Consider the following 17,158-nt stretch of genomic DNA (forward strand, 5'->3'; position numbering starts at 1 on the left):
AAAAAGCCGGCGAATCGCCGGCTTTTTTGTCGTTACTGAATTCAGCTATCGCTGTTTTCCTGTAGACGCGGGTCATTAGGTGCCCGACGCTGACGGCGCTGACGAGGTGCTGCCTCTTCAGGAGCTTTGGTCGGTGGCGCTTCGCGGCGTGGGCGGGCGGTCATGACTTCGTCAGGCGCAACCGTTGGCGCAGTCAGGTCAGGGCGTTTACGAACGCGACGACCGGCTGGGCGGCTGGGTTGCTCTTCCTCCGCGGGGGCTTCAGCTGTAGCCTGTTGTGCTTCCTCTGCTTCCGCTTCAGCATCAGTGTCGGTCGTTTCAACTACCGCTTGTTCTGCGGCTTCAGGCTTGGGCTGTTCCTCTGTCGCTTCGTCAGACTGAACAGAGGTGCTCTCTTCAGCTTTTTCTGGTTCTGCTACTGCGGGTGCAGCTTCTTCCGCCTTCAGCGATTCAGGTTCTAAGAGCGCAGGTTCCAGGAGCTCAGGCTGCGGAGCTTCTGCTGCAACCTCAGGTGTTGCCGCGGGCTCTTCAGTCTCACTCTCAGCCGTTTCAGGCGCTTCAGTAGCCGTTGTCGCTTCGACAACTGCAGTCGTCTCTGCGGCTTCAGTTGTGTCAGTGTCTGGCTGGGCAGAAGCTTCTGCTTGTGGCTGTTCCACCTGGATATTAGCTTCGGACGCTTCAGTTTCTGTGGCGTCTGTTGATACCTGCTCTGCTACTTCAGAGTTAGCAGAAGAGCTAACGGTTGTTTCAGTCGCTTCCGTAGTCTGAGTGCTGTCAGTGCTGTTCTCAGTATCTGTAGCCTCTTTTTTAGGTCCGCGACGGCGCTGACGGCGCTTGCGAGGTGCATCTTCCGTCATAGTCTCTTGTTGAGTGTCAGCAGCCACTGCTGGCTCTTCAGTCTGAGGCTTGGCGGTTGTCTCTGCCGTTTCATTCAGCTGTGTGCTGTTTTCGGAAGCATTAGTTTCAGACGCATTAGAATCGCTGGTGCGTTTGCCGCTACGCTCGCCGCGACGACGACGTCCACGACGGCGTTCACCACGGGCGCGACCATCTTCGTTCTGTTCCGCAGGCTTGTTATCGTCACTGCCTTTCTGAGGCTCACTCTGCTGAGCAGTGTTCTGTTCCTCAGTTTTATCCTGCTGCGGTTTCTTGTCCCGTTCGCCGCGGCGACGGTTGCGTGAGCGTCCACGTCCTGACTCTTCGCGAGACTCATCGCGATCAGATGTGTTCTGCGAGTCACTGCTGTCAGACAGGTTATCGATGATCTTATCGCTGTCACGACGTTGATTGCGATTACGATCACGATCGCGGTCACGACGGTTGCTGGTCCGCTTGCGGCTGCGCTGCTTCTTATTGCGCTCCTCTTGCTCCTGCTCCTGTTTGGCTTTTTCCTGTGCCAGTCGCTCTTTCTCTTTGGCGTCTTCTGAACTGCCAAAGAGGCTACCCAGCGCGGTAAAGATGCGACTGGTCAGGGAGGCTTCAGCAGGCTTTTGCTGAACAGCTTCTGGAGCCGGTTGAGGAGCTGCTACCTGAGCTGGTGCCGGTGTTGATGGGGCTACCGTGCTGACAGCAGCGCGCTCGCGTATAGGTTGAGTTCTGGCGCTTTCAACTTCCGGTTCCTCTTCTGGTTCCGGTTGCAGGGTGTAGCTGGCATCATTGGTGTTGATCACGGTGTGATCATCGCGCAGGCGAACCACTTCATAATGCGGCGTTTCCATGTTTGGATTGGGGACAACCACAACCCGAACTTTGTGACGCACTTCAACTTCATGAACTTCACGACGTTTCTCGTTGAGCAGGAAGGTGGCCACGGAAACCGGCAGAATCGCACGAATCTGTGCGGTGCGGTCTTTCGATGACTCCTCCTCGATCAGACGCAGGATAGAGAGCGCGAGTGATTCAGTATCGCGTACAGTGCCCTGGCCGTTACAGCGTGGGCAAACGGCGCCACGACTCTCAATCAGGGAAGGCCGCAGTCTCTGACGGGACATCTCCATCAGACCGAAACGTGAAATGCGGCCCAGTTGTACACGGGCGCGGTCTACTTTCAGCGCGTCGCGCATCCGGTTCTCAACTTCCCGCTGGTTTTTGATAGGTGTCATATCGATGAAGTCGATCACGATCAGACCACCGATATCCCGCAGGCGCAGCTGGCGGGAGATCTCATCAGCCGCTTCCAGGTTGGTCTGCAGGGCGGTCTCTTCGATATCACTACCGCGGGTTGCGCGGGCAGAGTTGATATCGATGGATACCAGTGCTTCAGTGGGGTCTATAACAATAGAACCACCGGAGGGCAGATGAACTTCACGCTGGAAAGCAGTTTCAATCTGGCTCTCAATCTGAAAACGGTTGAACAGGGGGATCGACTCATCATAGAGTTTGATCTTGTTCTGATAACTAGGCATCACCTGCTGCACGAAGTTCAGGGCTTCCTGATACACTTCCGGCTTATCGATCAGTACTTCACCGATATCCTGACGCAGGTAGTCACGGATTGCGCGGATGACAACATTACTTTCCTGATAGATCAGGAAGGGCGCTTTACGCTCTTCAGCTGCACTGGTGATTGCATCCCAGAGGGTCATCAGGTAATCCAGATCCCACTGCAGCTCTTCAGAGGTGCGGCCAATACCGGCGGTGCGCACAATCGCTCCGGTTTTTGGTGGAATGGTCACACCGTCCAGAGCTTCTTTCAGCTGTTTGCGGTCATCACCTTCGATACGACGGGAGATACCGCCAGCGCGTGGGTTGTTTGGCATTAATACCAGATAACGGCCAGCCAGGCTGATGAAGGTTGTGAGCGCCGCGCCTTTGTTGCCGCGCTCTTCCTTATCAACCTGAACAATAACTTCGGTTCCTTCAGCAATTACATCCTTGATATTCGGACGACCGCCTTTATCGGAGCCTTTTTTGAAGTATTCGCGTGAGATCTCTTTGAGGGGCAGAAAACCATGGCGTTCGGAGCCATATTCGACAAAAGCAGCTTCGAGGCTGGGTTCAACCCGGGTAATTTTGCCTTTGTAGATGTTGGCTTTTTTCTGTTCGCGGGAACTGGATTCAATATCCAGATCATAAAGGCGCTGGCCATCGACCAGAGCAACGCGCAACTCTTCTTGTTGAGTCGCGTTAATTAGCATTCTTTTCATTGTTTGTTAGCGTTCTCTTATAACACTAACGTACTTCATCCAGCCGCAAGCCACACAGAGAGGTGCCTGTAGAGTCTATCCAGACACAGAAAACCAAGTCTTCGTAACGACTTATCTGCTCAACTTAATGCCGGGTTGCATAGCGATGCGACCAGGTCTTATCGACGGTGAAGGAAACAGTTGCCTCATATCGACCTCTTATTTCGAGTCTGATCAGGCTGTTGCTGCCGTCTGTCTATTGGCAGGTTCCGGGCAACTGACATCTTCACCTCCAACTGGTTTTGCCATTCAGGGCATTGCCAACTGGATGAAATACGTAGTAATTCTCTTAAATTGATGCTGTACGAGGGATTCAAACCGATTATTTGCCTGATTCTAAGAACTAAATTGCAAAATAACCGGGAATTTCAAATTAGCTAAAGCCAACTGCCCGCAGCAGCGCTAGAATATAGCAGCTTAAACAGATAGCATCAATCGAAAGGTCCGATATCCCATTAATATGTCAGAAGAAACAGCAGTATCAGCCCCCGCAGTCCAATGGTTTGAAATCGATTCAGAGTTAGCCGGGCAGCGGATCGATAATTTCCTGCGCACCCGTTTGAAAGGTGCCCCTAAAACATTGATCTACAGGATCTTACGTAAAGGTGAGGTGCGGGTTAATAAAAAGCGCATTAAACCGGACTATCGTTTACAGGATGGCGATCTGGTCAGAGTGCCACCTATCAGGCTTAGCGAAGAGAAACCGCAGGCAACCGTCAGTGATAAGCTAAAGCAGCGGGTAGAAAGCTCAATTCTGTTTGAAGATGACGATCTGATAGTGATCAATAAACCGTCAGGGCTGGCGGTTCATGGAGGCAGTGGCATCAGTCTTGGGTTGATCGAAACTATTCGTCAGATCCGGCCGGACGCGCGTTTCCTTGAACTGGTTCACCGGCTCGATCGGGATACCTCTGGTTGCATTATGGTGGCTAAGAAACGCAGTGCGCTCCGGTTTTTACATGCGGCACTACAAGCCAAGAAGATCACTAAGATCTACCACGCCCTGGTTGAGGGTAAGTGGTCGGCGAGAAAAACCAAAGTCGATGCGCCACTGCAAAAAAATGAACTAAAATCCGGTGAGCGGATCGTAAAAGCCCACCCTATGGGTAAAGCGTCGCTGACCGAATATAAAGTGTTACAACGCTTTGACGGTCTGGCAACTTTAGTGGAGGCGCGGCCTATTACCGGGCGGACACATCAGATTCGTGTTCACTGTCAGTTTGCAGGTCATCCTATCATTGGCGATGATAAGTACGGCACTGACCCGGTTAATCGGGAGATGAAAGGGTATGGTATCCGTCGCCTGTTTCTTCATGCCGCTGAGTTACGTGTACCTCTGCCATCCGGTGGCAGAAAAATTTTCCACGCACCTTTAGGGGATGAGCTGGAAAATGGGTTAAAAAATTTGCAGAAAACTGACGGGCAATCATCAGCCCGGTAAGGCGTTATTAATGAGTCAACAGATCAACACCGAAGAATTTAACAAAGCAGCAGATGCCATATTAAAAAATGGCAAGGCGCCGACTACAACTGAATTGGCAAAACTATTTGGCGTCGAGCCAGAACAACTGGAAGGGCTGCTGTCGCAGTGGTGGACGGTACTGCCTGACCGGATGCGAATGTTCGGAGATTCTACCCCCCGAATGCCCGAACTTCCGGAATCTCTGGTGCATAGCTTTGAGTCAATGTGGCAACTGGCGGTTCAGGAAGCTCAGTCGGCTCTGTCCACTGATAAGCAGTATCAGCAGCTGGCCAGCGAAGATGCCCGCCGGCAATCAGAGTCGGAGCTGTTTAAGGCGCAGAGTCAGCAAGCAGAGATGGATCAGAACTATCGTGATCTGCAGCAGCAGCTGTTACAGGAAAAGCATCAGGTAGAGGTGCTCGACGCCGAGATATCGGTGCTGAAAATTAATCTGACTACGGCAACCTCGGAACAGAAGGCGGAAGAGCAGCGCCGCCTCAATGTTGAGCAGGAGCTTAACTTGCTGCAGAAAAAAATCGACGACTCTAAACGTACTTTTGATCAGCGCATCATTGAAGAACAGCGCCATGGTCTGGATCAGGTTGCCAAAGCGGAAGCAGACACCCGTTATTACCGCAGTGCACTGGAAAAGTTTCGTGATGAATGTGGCCGTAAAGAGTCCGCGCTGACCAAGGATATTCATAATCTGCAGGCCGTTGTGGCCAAGAAAGATGTCAAACTGGAGACCTATAAAAATCAGATTAAGTCTCTGGAAACTGAGTTAAAACGCTATAAAACAGAAGACAGCCAGAGCCTGCGGGAAAGAAGCCAGTTAAGCAGCCAGTTACTCTCAGAACAGAACCGCAGTAAGCGCCTTGAAGATAAAGTTGATGAGATGAAAGAGGAGCTTAAACGGGTCAACCAGAAAAACCTGCTGGCCGTAAACGACGCCTCCCGGCGTGAAAATATGCTGCGTGGGCAGTTAAAGGATAAGGCCGAAGAGGTTATGCGGGCTACGGCACGGCTATCGACGCTGGAAAAAAAGATGACCACCTACGAGGAAGAGATCCGCAAGCTGCGCAGTCGTCTGACCTGATCAGGCTTAGCCGCACACGGATATAAGACCGGTTACGGCGATTGCTACTGATGTCTGACGTACTAAAGAGAGGTTTTTTGATAGAGATAACGGTGTATTATAATCAATAGTTATTAGAATACAGTTTTATCTTTATTGGAGGTATAAATGAAGCTGCAGCAGTTACGTTACATCTGGGAAGTAGCCAGGCATGATCTGAATGTCTCTGCGACTGCCCAGAGCCTTTATACCTCTCAGCCGGGTATCAGCAAACAGATTCGTCTGCTGGAAGATGAACTGGGGGTGGAGGTGTTTGCCCGTAGCGGAAAACACCTTACCCGGGTAACACCCGCCGGCGAGGCGATTCTGGAAGTAGCCGGTGATATTCTGCGTAAAGTTGAAAGCATCAAGCAGGTTGCCCAGGAGTTCAGTGATGAGAAGATGGGCAGTCTTGATCTGGCAACGACTCATACTCAGGCGCGTTATGCACTACCGGTGACGATCAACAGTTTCATGAAAAACTATCCCGATGTCTCCCTGCATATGCATCAGGGAACTCCGATGCAGATAGCGGAGATGGCGGCAAATGGCTCAGTCGACTTTGCCATTGCAACCGAAGCGATGTCGCACTTTAATGATCTGATCATGATGCCCTGTTACCGCTGGAACCGGTCCGTTGTGGTACCGAAAGATCACCCTCTGGCTCAGGTATCCAGACTGACGCTGCAGGATGTGGCTCAGTACCCCATTGTGACTTATGTGTTTGGTTTTACCGGACGATCCAAGCTGGATGATGCCTTTAGCCGGGAGGGACTGGAACCCAAAGTGGTATTTACTGCAGTTGATTCCGACGTCATCAAAACCTATGTCCGTCTGGGGCTGGGTGTTGGGATTATCGCTACCATGGCGTTTGATGAACAGCAGGATCAGGATCTCGTCTGTCTTGATGCCAGCCATCTGTTCGAGTACAGCACCACCAAGATCGGTTTTCGTAAAGGGACATTTCTGCGGGGGTATATGTACGACTTTATCCAGCAGTTTGCGCCGCACCTTACTCCCGAAGTGGTCAGGCAGGTTCAAGCTTGTAGTAACCGGGCTGAGATCGAGGAAGTTTTTGCCCATCAACAACTGCCGGATCTCTGATCGATCTGTTGTTTTAGTCTACCTGTACAGGTCTGTGACGCGTGTCGGAACACTTCTCTCTGATCTTTAATCTGTCAGACTGTCTCGCTGTTGCTGAGTCCGGGACCTTAGCCCTTCCTCTGATCGATTTTTTACGCCTGAGGCTTACACCTGCGGATGTTGACCGCCTGCCTGAGCTTTTTGCCAGCGGCTGTATATGCGTCGACAATGAGGTCGTTTCGGCGGATTTTAATCTGTTGGGTGGTGCAATGGTGCGTGTCAGTCTGCCGGGTCATCGTGAAGATGACGTCGATGCCGGTTGGCGCTTACTGTGGCAAAACAGTGAACTGATGGCGGTGTATAAGCCTCATCTGCTGCCGGTGAGCCGGACCACCCGTAATCTCTACAACACTCTGATCTCGCTGGTAAGGCGACAAACGCCCTATTATGATGCCCGGCTATTACACAGGCTGGATAGCGAAACGGCGGGTGTGGTCCTGTTGGCCAAGCATGCCTCAGCGGATCGTCGCTGGAAGCCTCGTCTGGATCAGTTGATTACCGGGAAGATCTACCACGCCTGGGTTGCAGGAATCCCTGTCTGGCAGACAAAAACGCTGCTGTGCGACCTGTCTGAAAGAGCGGGTAGTGCCATTCGCAGTCAGGTCTATGTGGTGGATGCTAGCGATAGCGGACACTTTGTGAAACCGCGCCACAGTAAAACGGCATTCAGGGTGTTATATTCAGAGGCCGGCAACGCGCTGATTGAGTGCCGCCTGTATACCGGGCGAAAACACCAGATTCGGGCTCAGCTGAGTTATCTGGGTCATCCGGTGCTGGGAGATAAAATCTATGGACACCGGGGATATTTCTATCTGAAAAGGATAGAGGAGGGGCTTGATGATACCGATTTCAGGGTACTCGGCAGTCGCTATCACCGGCTTCAGGCGGTTGAGTTTACCCTGAATATTGATGGTGACCGGGTGAAGGTCGCGTTGCCCGCTCAACCCTGAGCGGGCAGCGTTCAGATTAAAATGCAGCCATCAGTTTCCTGTAACTGTTGCAGCGGTCTTCAAAGTCATGGGTGACGTTAACCAGCATCAGCTCTTCTGCATTGTAGTGATCGGCCAGTCGCTCAAGTTCTTCACGGCACTGTCTGGCTGAACCGCTGACCACCGAATCGAGGGTTTCCTGATAATAAGCCTGATCCGATAGCGGCAGTTTGTTATAAAGACTGAGTGCCTCTTCAGGGCTACGGATATGCTCACGGATACCGTGCCGGAACGCCATCACTTTCCAGTACATGTTCGGGGCCGCCAGGTAGGCGGCTTCCTCCTTGCTGTCGGCGCAGAGACAGGCAACTGAGAGAATAGTCTGCGGTTGCTCCAGCCCCTTACCATTGGGCCGGAATCTGGCTTTATAGCGTTCAAAGATCTCTGCCGGACGTTCATGGGTGCCGATAAACAGCGCCAGTACAAACCCCAGTCCCAATTCTGCCGCCAGGTCGACACTGCCGCTGCTGGAGCCCAGTGTCCAGAGTTGAGGGGCTGCAGCACCCACCGGGGTGGCGTTGATGCCGTAAAAAGGGTGTTCCCCGGGCAGATTATCATGTACAAAGCCGCTCAGATCGCTGAGCAGATGAGGATACAGCTCGGCGCTGTTTGGCCGGTTAGGAAAGGCTAATGCTCTGCTGGTCTGGTCAGTGCCGCCGGGTGCCCGGCCAACGCCGAGATCGATTCTGCCCGGATTAAGCGCTTCCAGCGTGCGAAACACTTCCGCCACTTTGAGGGGGCTGTAGTGGGATAGCATAACGCCACCACTGCCGACGCGGATATTCTGAGTATTCTGGGCGATATGGGCGATCAGAATTTCAGGGCAGGAGCTGGAGTAGCTGGCGGTATCATGGTGTTCTGCAATCCAGAAACGGTGATAGCCCAACTCCTCACACAGCTGCGCCAAACGGATAGAGTAGTGCAATCCCTGACTTTGAGACTGACCATTATGAGCTGGGGACTGATCTACTACGCTAAGCTTAAACGGCATTAGTGACTCCTGCAGGGGTGAAGCCCGCCTGATCGATAGCTGAAAGTGCGATCATCTTATCCTCAGCGGCACTGCCACCAGAGATGCCGATCCCGCCGATCAGTTTGCCCTGCTGGAAGACCGGTTCACCACCGGCGAACAGAATCAGGCCACCGTTGGTTTGCTCAAAACTATCCAGCTGCTGCTCCCGTACCAACTGACCGAGAGCCTCGGTAGGGGCGCCAAACAGCACTGCGCTACGGGCCTTTTTCTGGGCAATATCAACCGACCCCAGAGGTGAACCATCCATTCGCAGGAAGGCGCAAAGGTTGCCTCCCGGATCGCAAACGGCAATGTTCACATTTACGCCGGCGTTGCGGGCGGTGGTAAGCGCCAGCGTAAGCAGTTGCTGGCTTTGTTCAGATAACATCTATTCAACCTCTATATTCAGTTTTTTTAGGCGGTAGGCCAGCGTTGGGCGGGTGATATCCAGCATACGGGCGGCTTCTGCAACATTGTTTTCCGCTTCGGATAGTGCAAATCGCACCAGCGCTTCTTCAATTTTTTCTAACGATCCACACTGTTCAAGTGCCTGCATTGTCCAGCTGGTGGCTCCATGCTCTGGTGCGGGAGCAGAGTCGATAAGGGTGCCTGACTTTGATAACACCTGGCTGCTGCCGTCCTGACGCATACTGGGAAACAGATAGTCGGCATCGATAGTTTCGCTGTCTTCAGCCAGTATGACTCCCCGCTCGATGATGTTTTCAAGTTCACGGATGTTGCCGGGCCAGTCATAGTTAAGCAGCGCTTTGGTCGCCAGATCAGAGAGTCCCAGAGTTTTTTTACCGTAGAGTGCTTCGTACTTTTGCAGGAAGTGCGCCGCCAGCAGCGGGATATCCTCATGCCGCTGGCGTAACGACGGGATATCGATCGGATAAACATTCAGCCGGTAGTAAAGGTCTGCCCGGAACCGGCCGGCTTCAACGGCTTGCGCCAGTGACTCATTGGTTGCTGCAATCACCCGCACATCAACGGTACGGGTCTGGGAATCGCCTACCCGTTCCAGTTCACCCTCCTGTAATACCCGCAGCAGTGCCGCCTGAGCACGGGGGCTCAGCTCGACCACTTCGTCGAGGAAGATGGTGCCAAGATGGGCGCGCTCAAAACGCCCCTCACGACTGGTGTTAGCGCCGGTAAATGCACCTTTCTCGACGCCAAACAGTTCCGCCTCAATCAGGTCCGGGGGGATGGCGGCACAGTTAACGGCGATAAAGGGCTGGGATGAACGGCCGGAGCTGTCATGGATACCTTTGGCAACCAGTTCTTTCCCCACGCCTGTTTCGCCCTGTAGAAGCACTGAAACCTTGCCGGTTGCCGCTTTCTTCGCCAGTTTACACACCTGCTTAAATGCGCCGGATTTACCAATCAGGTTGCCCAGACTCGGGGTGTCATCTACCTGATGGCGTAACTCGGTAACCTGATTCTGAAGATCGTAAAGCTCTTCGATGATGGGGGCTGTTTTAAAATAGTCGCGGTAGGTTTGATGGTCCTCCCATTCAGCAGCGGGCTTACCCTCAAACAGGCAATGCTGATCGCCACAGCCGCGACAGTGAATCTCTTTAAAGATAATCTCCTGTCCCAGCAGTTCTGAGGCGAAGCTGCTGGTATGACCCACCAGCGCCCAGCAGGCGGGTCCGTCTGTCAGGCCCAGCTCGGAGATAAACATTTCAGCTTCGTAAGAATCATGCATGTTCAGCAGGGCATAAAAATGCTGATTGGCCGGGTCAATCTCCAGCTTTAGCTCTTCAACTTTCACGGAGCCTTTTAATGAGTCCAGCTGAAAACCGGTGCGGAACAACTCCTCGGGCTCAATATCGCCGGCCAGCCGTTTAACCAGTTCGGCGTCTTTCTGTCCCAGGCTGTAACCCAGACGCATAAAAAAGCCTTTGGCCCGCTCCAGACCGACGGTGAGGATCTGTTCTTTGCGAAAGGTGGTCAGTGACGCCATCTGCATCAACAGCATGCGCTGTTCGCCAAACCAGACGGTGCCGTCATGGTTCTGGAATCTGACCTGTTTGGACAGTTGTTTGATATCAGGATGCTTTATATTCAGATGTTTGGTTGCGATGTTCATTAAATAAGCACTCTGCATTGTTATGATTATGATCAAATCATCATATATGATTGCCTATATAAAAAGATGTAGTAAAAATGTAATATATGATCCCAAATATGGGATCAAGGTAATCAAATGAACTATCAGGATCTGTTTATCTTTCTTAAAGTGGTGGAACGAGGCAGCTTTCTCTCGGCTTCAGAATCGTTATCGGTCCCCACATCGACTGTCAGCCGCAAGGTTCAGCAGCTGGAAAATGATCTGGGTTATAAACTGATGCACCGCAGTGCACGAAAAATGGTGCTGACGGAGGCGGGTGTTAAGTTCTATAACCGTTGTCAGCCGCTCTTTACTGAGCTGGAGTACGCCGCTAAAGAGCTTGATGATGAGTTGGCAGAGCCTTCCGGGTTGCTAAGGGTAACCGCGCCGGTCAGCCTCACCAATGATCTGTTGGCGGAGTGGTTTTTTAAATTTATGGAGCGCTTTCCACGTATCAATCTGGAGCTGATAGTGGTTAACCGTAATATCGATCTGGTAGAGGAGGGGATCGATGTCGCGTTCCGTATTGGGGACGTGCGGATGCAGAACTGGATTTCAAGACCGTTAATGGAGTCAAGCTTCAGTGTTTGTGCCAGCGAGGATTATCTGCGTCGACGGGGAGTGCCGCAACACCCGCAGGATCTGTATCAGCACACCCTGATCGTAACCCGAAGAAACCCGGTGTGGAACTTCAGTAAAGGGGATGAAACAGTCAAAATTGTGGGTGATGCGCGGATGAAAGTCGATGAGCTGAATATCGCTGCACGGGCGGCAGAAAATGGGCTGGGTATTGTTAACCTGCCGGATTATGTTGTGACTAAGTCATTGATCGCTGGCCGGTTAAAAAAACTGATGCCGGGTTGGCAGCCGCACCCGCGGGAAGTGCATATGCTGTATCCAGAGCGCAAATACATCCCCGGCAAGGTAAGGCTGTTTATCGAGTTTGTGATGTTCCATGCAAACGAGAAGCGGTTTAACTGATCTGTTTGCTGCTGATCAGCTTGTCCGGCTCGTAGTATTGCGGCCAGTATTTCTTAACCACCTCACCGGCGCTGTCAAAGGTATGGCAGGTGTTGAGCGTATGGGGGCGGTGCTCCTCACTGGCGTGCTCATGTCTGGCTTCCCTGGCCTGATGGGTTGCCTGAAATGCGGTAGTTGCCACCGGGCCAAGCAGCTCAAGAAGATGGGTGCATCCATTGGTGCCACCAAACAGCTCTTTGCACTGTTTGGTGAATCCGGGCGCTATTCTCAGGCCGATCAGCTGTTTGTACGCATCAGCAATTGACGGGCAGACTGTAAAAGGCGTGTGCTCCATACTGGCAACTGCATCGAGAATATTGAAATCCAGATCGATGGTCAGCCTGATTGACATATCGTGAATAGGCTCGCCAGGATTTACCGGACTCAGACTCCGGTCGCGCAGCGTAATCGGGATGGTTTTGATATCGGTCAGATGGCCTTCGATATCCCATAGTCCGTCAGTGCGTTCAAATCCCTCACAGGTGACAGTGCGGGTGTGAATTTTTGTGCGTTCAGCAGGTTGAGGTAGTGGCATAGAATCTGTTCTTTCTAATAGTAATAGTTTATCGGGCGCTCACTCGCTGGGGGCGCCTGGTAAAATATTAAACCCATAAACTGTTGTGGCTTGCAATCTTTTGTTGCAGTTGCTTACAAGCCACCAAAGCGTTTGTAGAAGCGGGGAGCGGGTTCGGGCAGAGGACCATCGGCGGTCTCCTGGGTTGAGGAGAGGTGTTCCTCTGCCCGCTTATAGATCAACCGGTAGATGTTGCGGCACAGCACTCTGGCGGAAGTTCCGCTCCAGTCGGCCGGCAGTAATTTTTCCGGCAGTTGCGGGTCTCTCAGCAGGATTCTGCGGTAGTGATGGATCATCAGGGTGCGGAGCTGGAAACACTGCTCCGGGTCCAGTTCGGACTGCCCCTCCAGGGCTCTGAGAATCGGTCGGAAACGCTCCAGGAACGCCTGATAACCTTCAGCCAGTTGGTCAAGATTCCAGCACTCATGCACCAGCTCTTTCAACGGAATAGAGGTCTGGCTGCCTACCAGTTCGGATTTCATATGGATCACATCGTTGAGCACGCATAGTTCCTGCAGCGTACTGCTGACCTCGGTTATGTCTGCCATTGGATGTGCCATGACGCTGGGAGTGATATTACCGAAGCCAAGCCATTCAAGCTCTTTTTTGACAACTTTACGCAGCTCATTATCAAGCTGAGTGGTGACAATCATATCCCACTTGCCATCCCACTCGGGATAAAGCTCAGCGTAGATCCGCCTGAATGCACTTTCAAATCGGCGACGTCCTGTGTCCGTCAAACTGTAAAAACTTTTCCGGCCAACCTGGCTGGAAGCCAGCCAACCATCTTTTGTCAGCCGGAAAATCGATGTTCTCACCAGTCGCTGGTTGAGTCCCAGTGGCTCCAGCAACCTGATCAGACTTCCCAGCCAGACCGTTCCACCCCGGGGGGAAATGGCATCGCCATAGATAGTGATGATCAGAGAACCGCCCCGGATCGGGCGTTGATTCTTAAAGTCATCGACCAACTCTTCAATACAACGGAGTTTGTTCATGGGCTACTCATAAATCAGAACGGAAAGGGTATCCAGGCTAACCGGAAATGCTGATAGCGGATATTACCAGTAAATCAACGAGTTTATGAGCAAAAAACGAACTCATCAACATAGTAAGAGGTAATTAAATCCATATGGTCTATAAGTAAATGTAACTCAGGGCTATTGCTGCCGGGATGCCTGGATAGCATAACTGGCTGTAACAGAGCAGACGCAGAGTAGATAAAGGTGAATGTGGTTATAGGTGTTTACCTGTAAATACTATTAAGTTAACATGTTAACTAAAAGCTGGATCAGATGACTCTCTGAGTGACAGGATAAACGAACAGAGCACAATGCGGCTTGTTCAGGTTCACAGAAGAAGGCTGATCAGGCGAAGCAGGGCAACGGAGGCGCTGTAATATTTAACTGATACATATATCTTTTTAATGTTGTATGGAATTGTATCACTTAGTTGGTTATGATTCGAAAGACCCTGACCCGAATAGTCAGGATAAATAATAAATAGGGGCAAAACCCCAATGATCTCTTAATAACAATAACTGACGTATTAAACGTTCAAGAGATAGCCAGGAGATAGACCGAATGACAAAAATGACTTTCCTGAAAAGTGCGGCCGCGATTGCACTGGGCACATCACTAACTACCGTTGCTCTGGCTGATACTACACTGCGTGTAGCCAGCTGGTTGCCACCTACCCATCCACAAAATGCTGTTGTCTGGCCTACCTGGGCTAAGTGGGTTGAAGATGCTACCGAGGGCCGTGTTAAGGTTGAGATTGAGTATGGGCTGGGCCATCCAAAAACCATGTTTGAACTGGTAGAAGATGGCGTAGTAGATGCTTCGTGGAGCTATCATGGCTATGTGCCGGGGCGTTTTAAACTGACGCAGGCGGTAGAGCAGCCGCTGCTGGGGGCGAGTGCAGAAGCGGCATCTGTCGCCCATTGGCGTGTACATCAGAAATATTTTGCTAAGGCTAATGAGCATGATGGTCTTGAGGTGATTGGTCTGTTTACCCATGGGCCTGGTCAGATCCATCTGGCTGAACCTATCTCTTCTCTGTCAGAGCTGGAAGGAAAGAAGATCCGTCTTGGCGGTGGTGTTCAGGGTGAGATCGGTGCGCGTATGGGCGTGACGGCGGTTGGTGCGCCAGCTCCCAAAGTCTACGAGATGATGCAGCAGGGCGTTATTGATGGGGTGTTTATCCCAATGGGCGAGCAGAAATCTCTGCGTCTGCATGAAGTTGCCCGCAATGTTGTTGCGCTGCCGGGTGGCATGTATCTGGGCAGCTTTGGAATCTTTATGAACCCCGACTTCCTGGCTGATCTTGATGCTAAGGATCGTGAAGCTATTCTCAGCGTGTCTGGTGAAAAACTGTCGGCAATGGCTGGGCGTGCCTGGGATGCTGCGGATATTGAAGGACTTAAAGCCGCGCAGGAAAACGGTGTAAACGTGGTTCAGGTCAAAGAGGGCGAGCCGATGGCTGAAGAGTTTAAGGCGCTTACCAAGGGCATGGATGAGGCCTTCTATGAGTCTGTAGCTGACCGTGGTGTCGACGCTAAAGCCGCGTTGGCTGAGCTGCGTCAGATCGCCCGCAGCTACAAGTAAGGAGCCTGCTATGTCCTTCAGTGCCTGGATGACAGCGCACTACGAGGAGAAGGGGCCAGTCGTCTGGCTGGCCTTTCTCCTTGAATTGGTAGCTGCCATCACGTTGTTCTTTATGATGATGCTGACCTGTGCCGATGTGTTTGGACGGTATTTTCTCGATAATGCGGTTGATGGTGCGACAGAGTTAACTGAGATGAGTCTCGCTATTCTCGTTTTTGCTGAGATGCCTGTTATAACCTGGCGCGGTGGTCACGTAGTCGTTGATATTCTGGACCGGCTACTAGGCGGTACGGTAATCAAAGTGTTGGGTCTGCTGTCTGCGCTGCTTATCTCTACTTCGTTGTATTTTCTTGCTGTTCGTATCCATGAACTGGCTGTACGTTCAAATAGTCGGGGCGAGGTGACCGAGTTTCTGCAAGTTCCGGTCGGTTATATTGTCGATTATATCGCCGTGATGAGCTGGGCGACTGCTGCGCTGATGATCAGTTACGGTATCTACCGGCTGCTTTTCCTATCCCGGGATTGATTCCGGGGTCTCCGGTATTAATGCGCTGACAACGTTACAGGTATTATAAGAATGATTACTGCATTAACTGGTTTTGTAATTTTGTTACTGTTCATCGTGGTGGTCCGCGTGCCGATCGCATTTGCGATGGGCCTGGTGGGCTTCTTTGGTTTTGCGTATATGCAGGGCCTGAGCTTTGATAATTTTATGGATTTTAACTGGAACTCCTCTCTGACGATGGCTTCCAAGCGGGTGATTAATACTGCTCAGGAGTATAGCCTGTCAGTGATTCCGCTATTTATCCTGATGGGGAATCTGGTTACCAAATCAGGACTTTCTCACGAGCTCTATCGGGCATCCTACGCCTTTCTCGGCCACCGCAAGGGCGGTTTGTCGATGGCTACAGTGGTTGCCTGTGGTGGTTTTTCGGCCATTTGTGGCTCCAGTCTGGCGACTTCCGCGACGATGGCAAAGGTGGCGATGCCACCGATGCGCAAGTATGGCTATGCCGATTCTCTGGCCACTGCCTCCATTGCTGCAGGTGGTACTCTGGGAATACTGATTCCACCCTCGGTTATTCTGGTTATCTATGGTCTGCTGACCGAGACCAGTATCCGTGAGTTGTTTGCGGCGGGCTTTATTCCCGGATTCCTGGGTATTTTGCTCTATCTCTGCGCTGTCAGATTTGTTGTCTGGCGCACCCCTGAAGCGGGGCCTTGCGGTGAAAAGATGAGCTGGCCCGAGCGGATTCAGGCATTAAACGGTGTCTGGGGTGTGCTGCTACTGTTCTCTGTGGTGATGGGAGGAATCTATCTCGGTATCTTTACACCGACGGAAGCGGCGGGTATCGGTGCCGGTGGTGCATTTATTATTGCCCTGTACCGCAGGTCGCTTAGTTTTGGTAGTCTGTTTGATATTCTTACGGATACTGCCCGTACCTCGGCGATGCTCTTCGGAGTGTTGATCGGTGCGCTGATCTTCTCCAACTTTATTAACCGTGCCGGCCTGCCGTCAGACCTTCTGGATCTGGTTAACAATCTGGATGTCGCCCCAATGGTGGTTATTCTGGTTATTCTTGCGATCTACATTGTGCTGGGCATGGTGTTCGAAAGTTTGTCGATGTTGCTACTAACAGTGCCGATCTTTTTCCCGCTGGTTCAGAGTCTCGGTTTTGACCTGGTGTGGTTTGGTATTGTTGTTGTCGTGGTGACAGAGATCAGTCTGATCACGCCACCGGTGGGCATGAACGTATTTGTTTTGAGTGCGGTGCTGAGAGACGTTAAAGCCAGTACTATTTTTAAGGGGGTTACCCCGTTCTGGTGTGCTGATATCGTTCGCCTGGCGCTGATCACCTTTATCTCATCGATATCGCTGTTTCTTCCTGAGCTGCTGTATCGTTAATATACTACGGCCCCTTACTCATAATAGGGAGACGGGG

At 51.8% G+C, this 17,158-nt stretch carries 14 protein-coding genes; 8 read left to right on the plus strand and 6 right to left on the minus strand.

All coding sequences use genetic code 11. The annotated features are described in order from the left end of the window. Positions 1-41 precede the first annotated feature (41 nt). The gene (gene rne, locus OCU43_RS10195) at positions 42-3,146 is read right to left on the minus strand and encodes a ribonuclease E (protein WP_338024146.1); all 3,105 of its coding nucleotides are present in this window, start codon (positions 3,144-3,146) and stop codon (positions 42-44) included. Positions 3,147-3,645: 499 nt separating this feature from the next. Between rne and rluC the strand changes: the two genes are divergently transcribed. From rluC to OCU43_RS10215, 4 genes are all read left to right on the plus strand, one after another. Beyond that, complete coding sequence (gene rluC, locus OCU43_RS10200; RefSeq protein ID WP_091358375.1) at positions 3,646-4,626, plus strand: 23S rRNA pseudouridine(955/2504/2580) synthase RluC; 981 nt, start codon at positions 3,646-3,648, stop codon at positions 4,624-4,626. 10 nt (positions 4,627-4,636) lie between these two features. Further along, positions 4,637-5,743, plus strand: a complete 1,107-nt coding sequence (locus tag OCU43_RS10205) for a DNA-binding protein (RefSeq protein WP_091358378.1) — start codon at positions 4,637-4,639, stop codon at positions 5,741-5,743. 147 nt (positions 5,744-5,890) lie between these two features. Beyond that, a complete protein-coding gene (gene cysB, locus OCU43_RS10210; protein WP_091358381.1) occupies positions 5,891-6,865 on the plus strand; it encodes an HTH-type transcriptional regulator CysB in 975 nt (324 codons plus the stop codon). A 41-nt stretch (positions 6,866-6,906) separates the two neighbouring features. Next, positions 6,907-7,854 carry an RluA family pseudouridine synthase gene (locus OCU43_RS10215; RefSeq protein WP_091358383.1) on the plus strand — a complete coding sequence of 316 codons (948 nt, stop codon included), beginning with the start codon at positions 6,907-6,909 and terminating at the stop codon, positions 7,852-7,854. 16 nt (positions 7,855-7,870) lie between these two features. Here OCU43_RS10215 and OCU43_RS10220 read toward each other — a convergent pair whose 3' ends face one another. From OCU43_RS10220 to OCU43_RS10230, 3 genes are read right to left on the minus strand one after another with little or no spacing between them, the layout of a single operon-like run. Next, the gene (locus OCU43_RS10220) at positions 7,871-8,884 is read right to left on the minus strand and encodes an LLM class flavin-dependent oxidoreductase (RefSeq protein WP_091358386.1); all 1,014 of its coding nucleotides are present in this window, start codon (positions 8,882-8,884) and stop codon (positions 7,871-7,873) included. Continuing rightward, entirely contained in the window at positions 8,874-9,293 is a 420-nt protein-coding gene (locus tag OCU43_RS10225; protein ID WP_091358389.1) for a GlcG/HbpS family heme-binding protein, read from the minus strand. The genes OCU43_RS10220 and OCU43_RS10225 overlap by 11 nt, the downstream gene beginning before the upstream one ends. Beyond that, the gene (locus OCU43_RS10230) at positions 9,294-10,997 is read right to left on the minus strand and encodes a sigma-54-dependent Fis family transcriptional regulator (protein WP_091358392.1); all 1,704 of its coding nucleotides are present in this window, start codon (positions 10,995-10,997) and stop codon (positions 9,294-9,296) included. A gap of 117 nt (positions 10,998-11,114) precedes the next feature. Between OCU43_RS10230 and OCU43_RS10235 the strand changes: the two genes are divergently transcribed. After that, positions 11,115-11,999 (plus strand): LysR family transcriptional regulator, encoded by an 885-nt coding sequence (locus tag OCU43_RS10235; protein WP_091358395.1) that lies wholly within the window; start codon positions 11,115-11,117, stop codon positions 11,997-11,999. Here OCU43_RS10235 and OCU43_RS10240 read toward each other — a convergent pair. Together OCU43_RS10240 and paaX are read right to left on the minus strand one after the other, a co-directional pair. Continuing rightward, entirely contained in the window at positions 11,992-12,573 is a 582-nt protein-coding gene (locus OCU43_RS10240) for a DUF2889 domain-containing protein (RefSeq protein WP_091358397.1), read from the minus strand. The genes OCU43_RS10235 and OCU43_RS10240 overlap by 8 nt on opposite strands. Positions 12,574-12,686: 113 nt before the next feature. Continuing rightward, positions 12,687-13,607: a phenylacetic acid degradation operon negative regulatory protein PaaX gene (paaX, locus tag OCU43_RS10245; RefSeq protein ID WP_091358400.1), complete on the minus strand. Its 921-nt coding sequence runs from the start codon at positions 13,605-13,607 to the stop codon at positions 12,687-12,689. A gap of 585 nt (positions 13,608-14,192) precedes the next feature. On the opposite strand from paaX, the gene OCU43_RS10250 reads away from it, so the two are divergent. Genes OCU43_RS10250 through OCU43_RS10260 form a run of 3 tightly spaced genes read left to right on the plus strand, consistent with a single transcriptional unit; the run spans position 14,193 to position 17,121 of the window. After that, positions 14,193-15,215 carry a TRAP transporter substrate-binding protein gene (locus tag OCU43_RS10250; RefSeq protein ID WP_091358401.1) on the plus strand — a complete coding sequence of 341 codons (1,023 nt, stop codon included), beginning with the start codon at positions 14,193-14,195 and terminating at the stop codon, positions 15,213-15,215. A 10-nt stretch (positions 15,216-15,225) separates the two neighbouring features. Then, positions 15,226-15,741 (plus strand): TRAP transporter small permease, encoded by a 516-nt coding sequence (locus OCU43_RS10255; protein WP_091358404.1) that lies wholly within the window; start codon positions 15,226-15,228, stop codon positions 15,739-15,741. 51 nt (positions 15,742-15,792) lie between these two features. Beyond that, positions 15,793-17,121: a TRAP transporter large permease gene (locus tag OCU43_RS10260; protein WP_091358406.1), complete on the plus strand. Its 1,329-nt coding sequence runs from the start codon at positions 15,793-15,795 to the stop codon at positions 17,119-17,121. Positions 17,122-17,158: the final 37 nt, after the last annotated feature.

It is taken from the genome of Amphritea atlantica, from assembly GCF_024347255.1.
Lineage (GTDB): Bacteria > Pseudomonadota > Gammaproteobacteria > Pseudomonadales > Balneatricaceae > Amphritea > Amphritea atlantica.

Coding starts and splice junctions, on each gene's coding strand:
- OCU43_RS10240 (WP_091358397.1), bottom strand. CDS start 12,573: ATGCCACTACCTCAACCTGCTGAACGCACAAAAATTCACACCCGCACT.
- OCU43_RS10235 (WP_091358395.1), top strand. CDS start 11,115: ATGAACTATCAGGATCTGTTTATCTTTCTTAAAGTGGTGGAACGAGGC.
- OCU43_RS10205 (WP_091358378.1), top strand. CDS start 4,637: ATGAGTCAACAGATCAACACCGAAGAATTTAACAAAGCAGCAGATGCC.
- OCU43_RS10255 (WP_091358404.1), top strand. CDS start 15,226: ATGTCCTTCAGTGCCTGGATGACAGCGCACTACGAGGAGAAGGGGCCA.
- OCU43_RS10225 (WP_091358389.1), bottom strand. CDS start 9,293: ATGTTATCTGAACAAAGCCAGCAACTGCTTACGCTGGCGCTTACCACC.
- cysB (WP_091358381.1), top strand. CDS start 5,891: ATGAAGCTGCAGCAGTTACGTTACATCTGGGAAGTAGCCAGGCATGAT.
- rne (WP_338024146.1), bottom strand. CDS start 3,146: ATGAAAAGAATGCTAATTAACGCGACTCAACAAGAAGAGTTGCGCGTT.
- rluC (WP_091358375.1), top strand. CDS start 3,646: ATGTCAGAAGAAACAGCAGTATCAGCCCCCGCAGTCCAATGGTTTGAA.
- paaX (WP_091358400.1), bottom strand. CDS start 13,607: ATGAACAAACTCCGTTGTATTGAAGAGTTGGTCGATGACTTTAAGAAT.
- OCU43_RS10230 (WP_091358392.1), bottom strand. CDS start 10,997: ATGAACATCGCAACCAAACATCTGAATATAAAGCATCCTGATATCAAA.
- OCU43_RS10260 (WP_091358406.1), top strand. CDS start 15,793: ATGATTACTGCATTAACTGGTTTTGTAATTTTGTTACTGTTCATCGTG.
- OCU43_RS10250 (WP_091358401.1), top strand. CDS start 14,193: ATGACAAAAATGACTTTCCTGAAAAGTGCGGCCGCGATTGCACTGGGC.
- OCU43_RS10220 (WP_091358386.1), bottom strand. CDS start 8,884: ATGCCGTTTAAGCTTAGCGTAGTAGATCAGTCCCCAGCTCATAATGGT.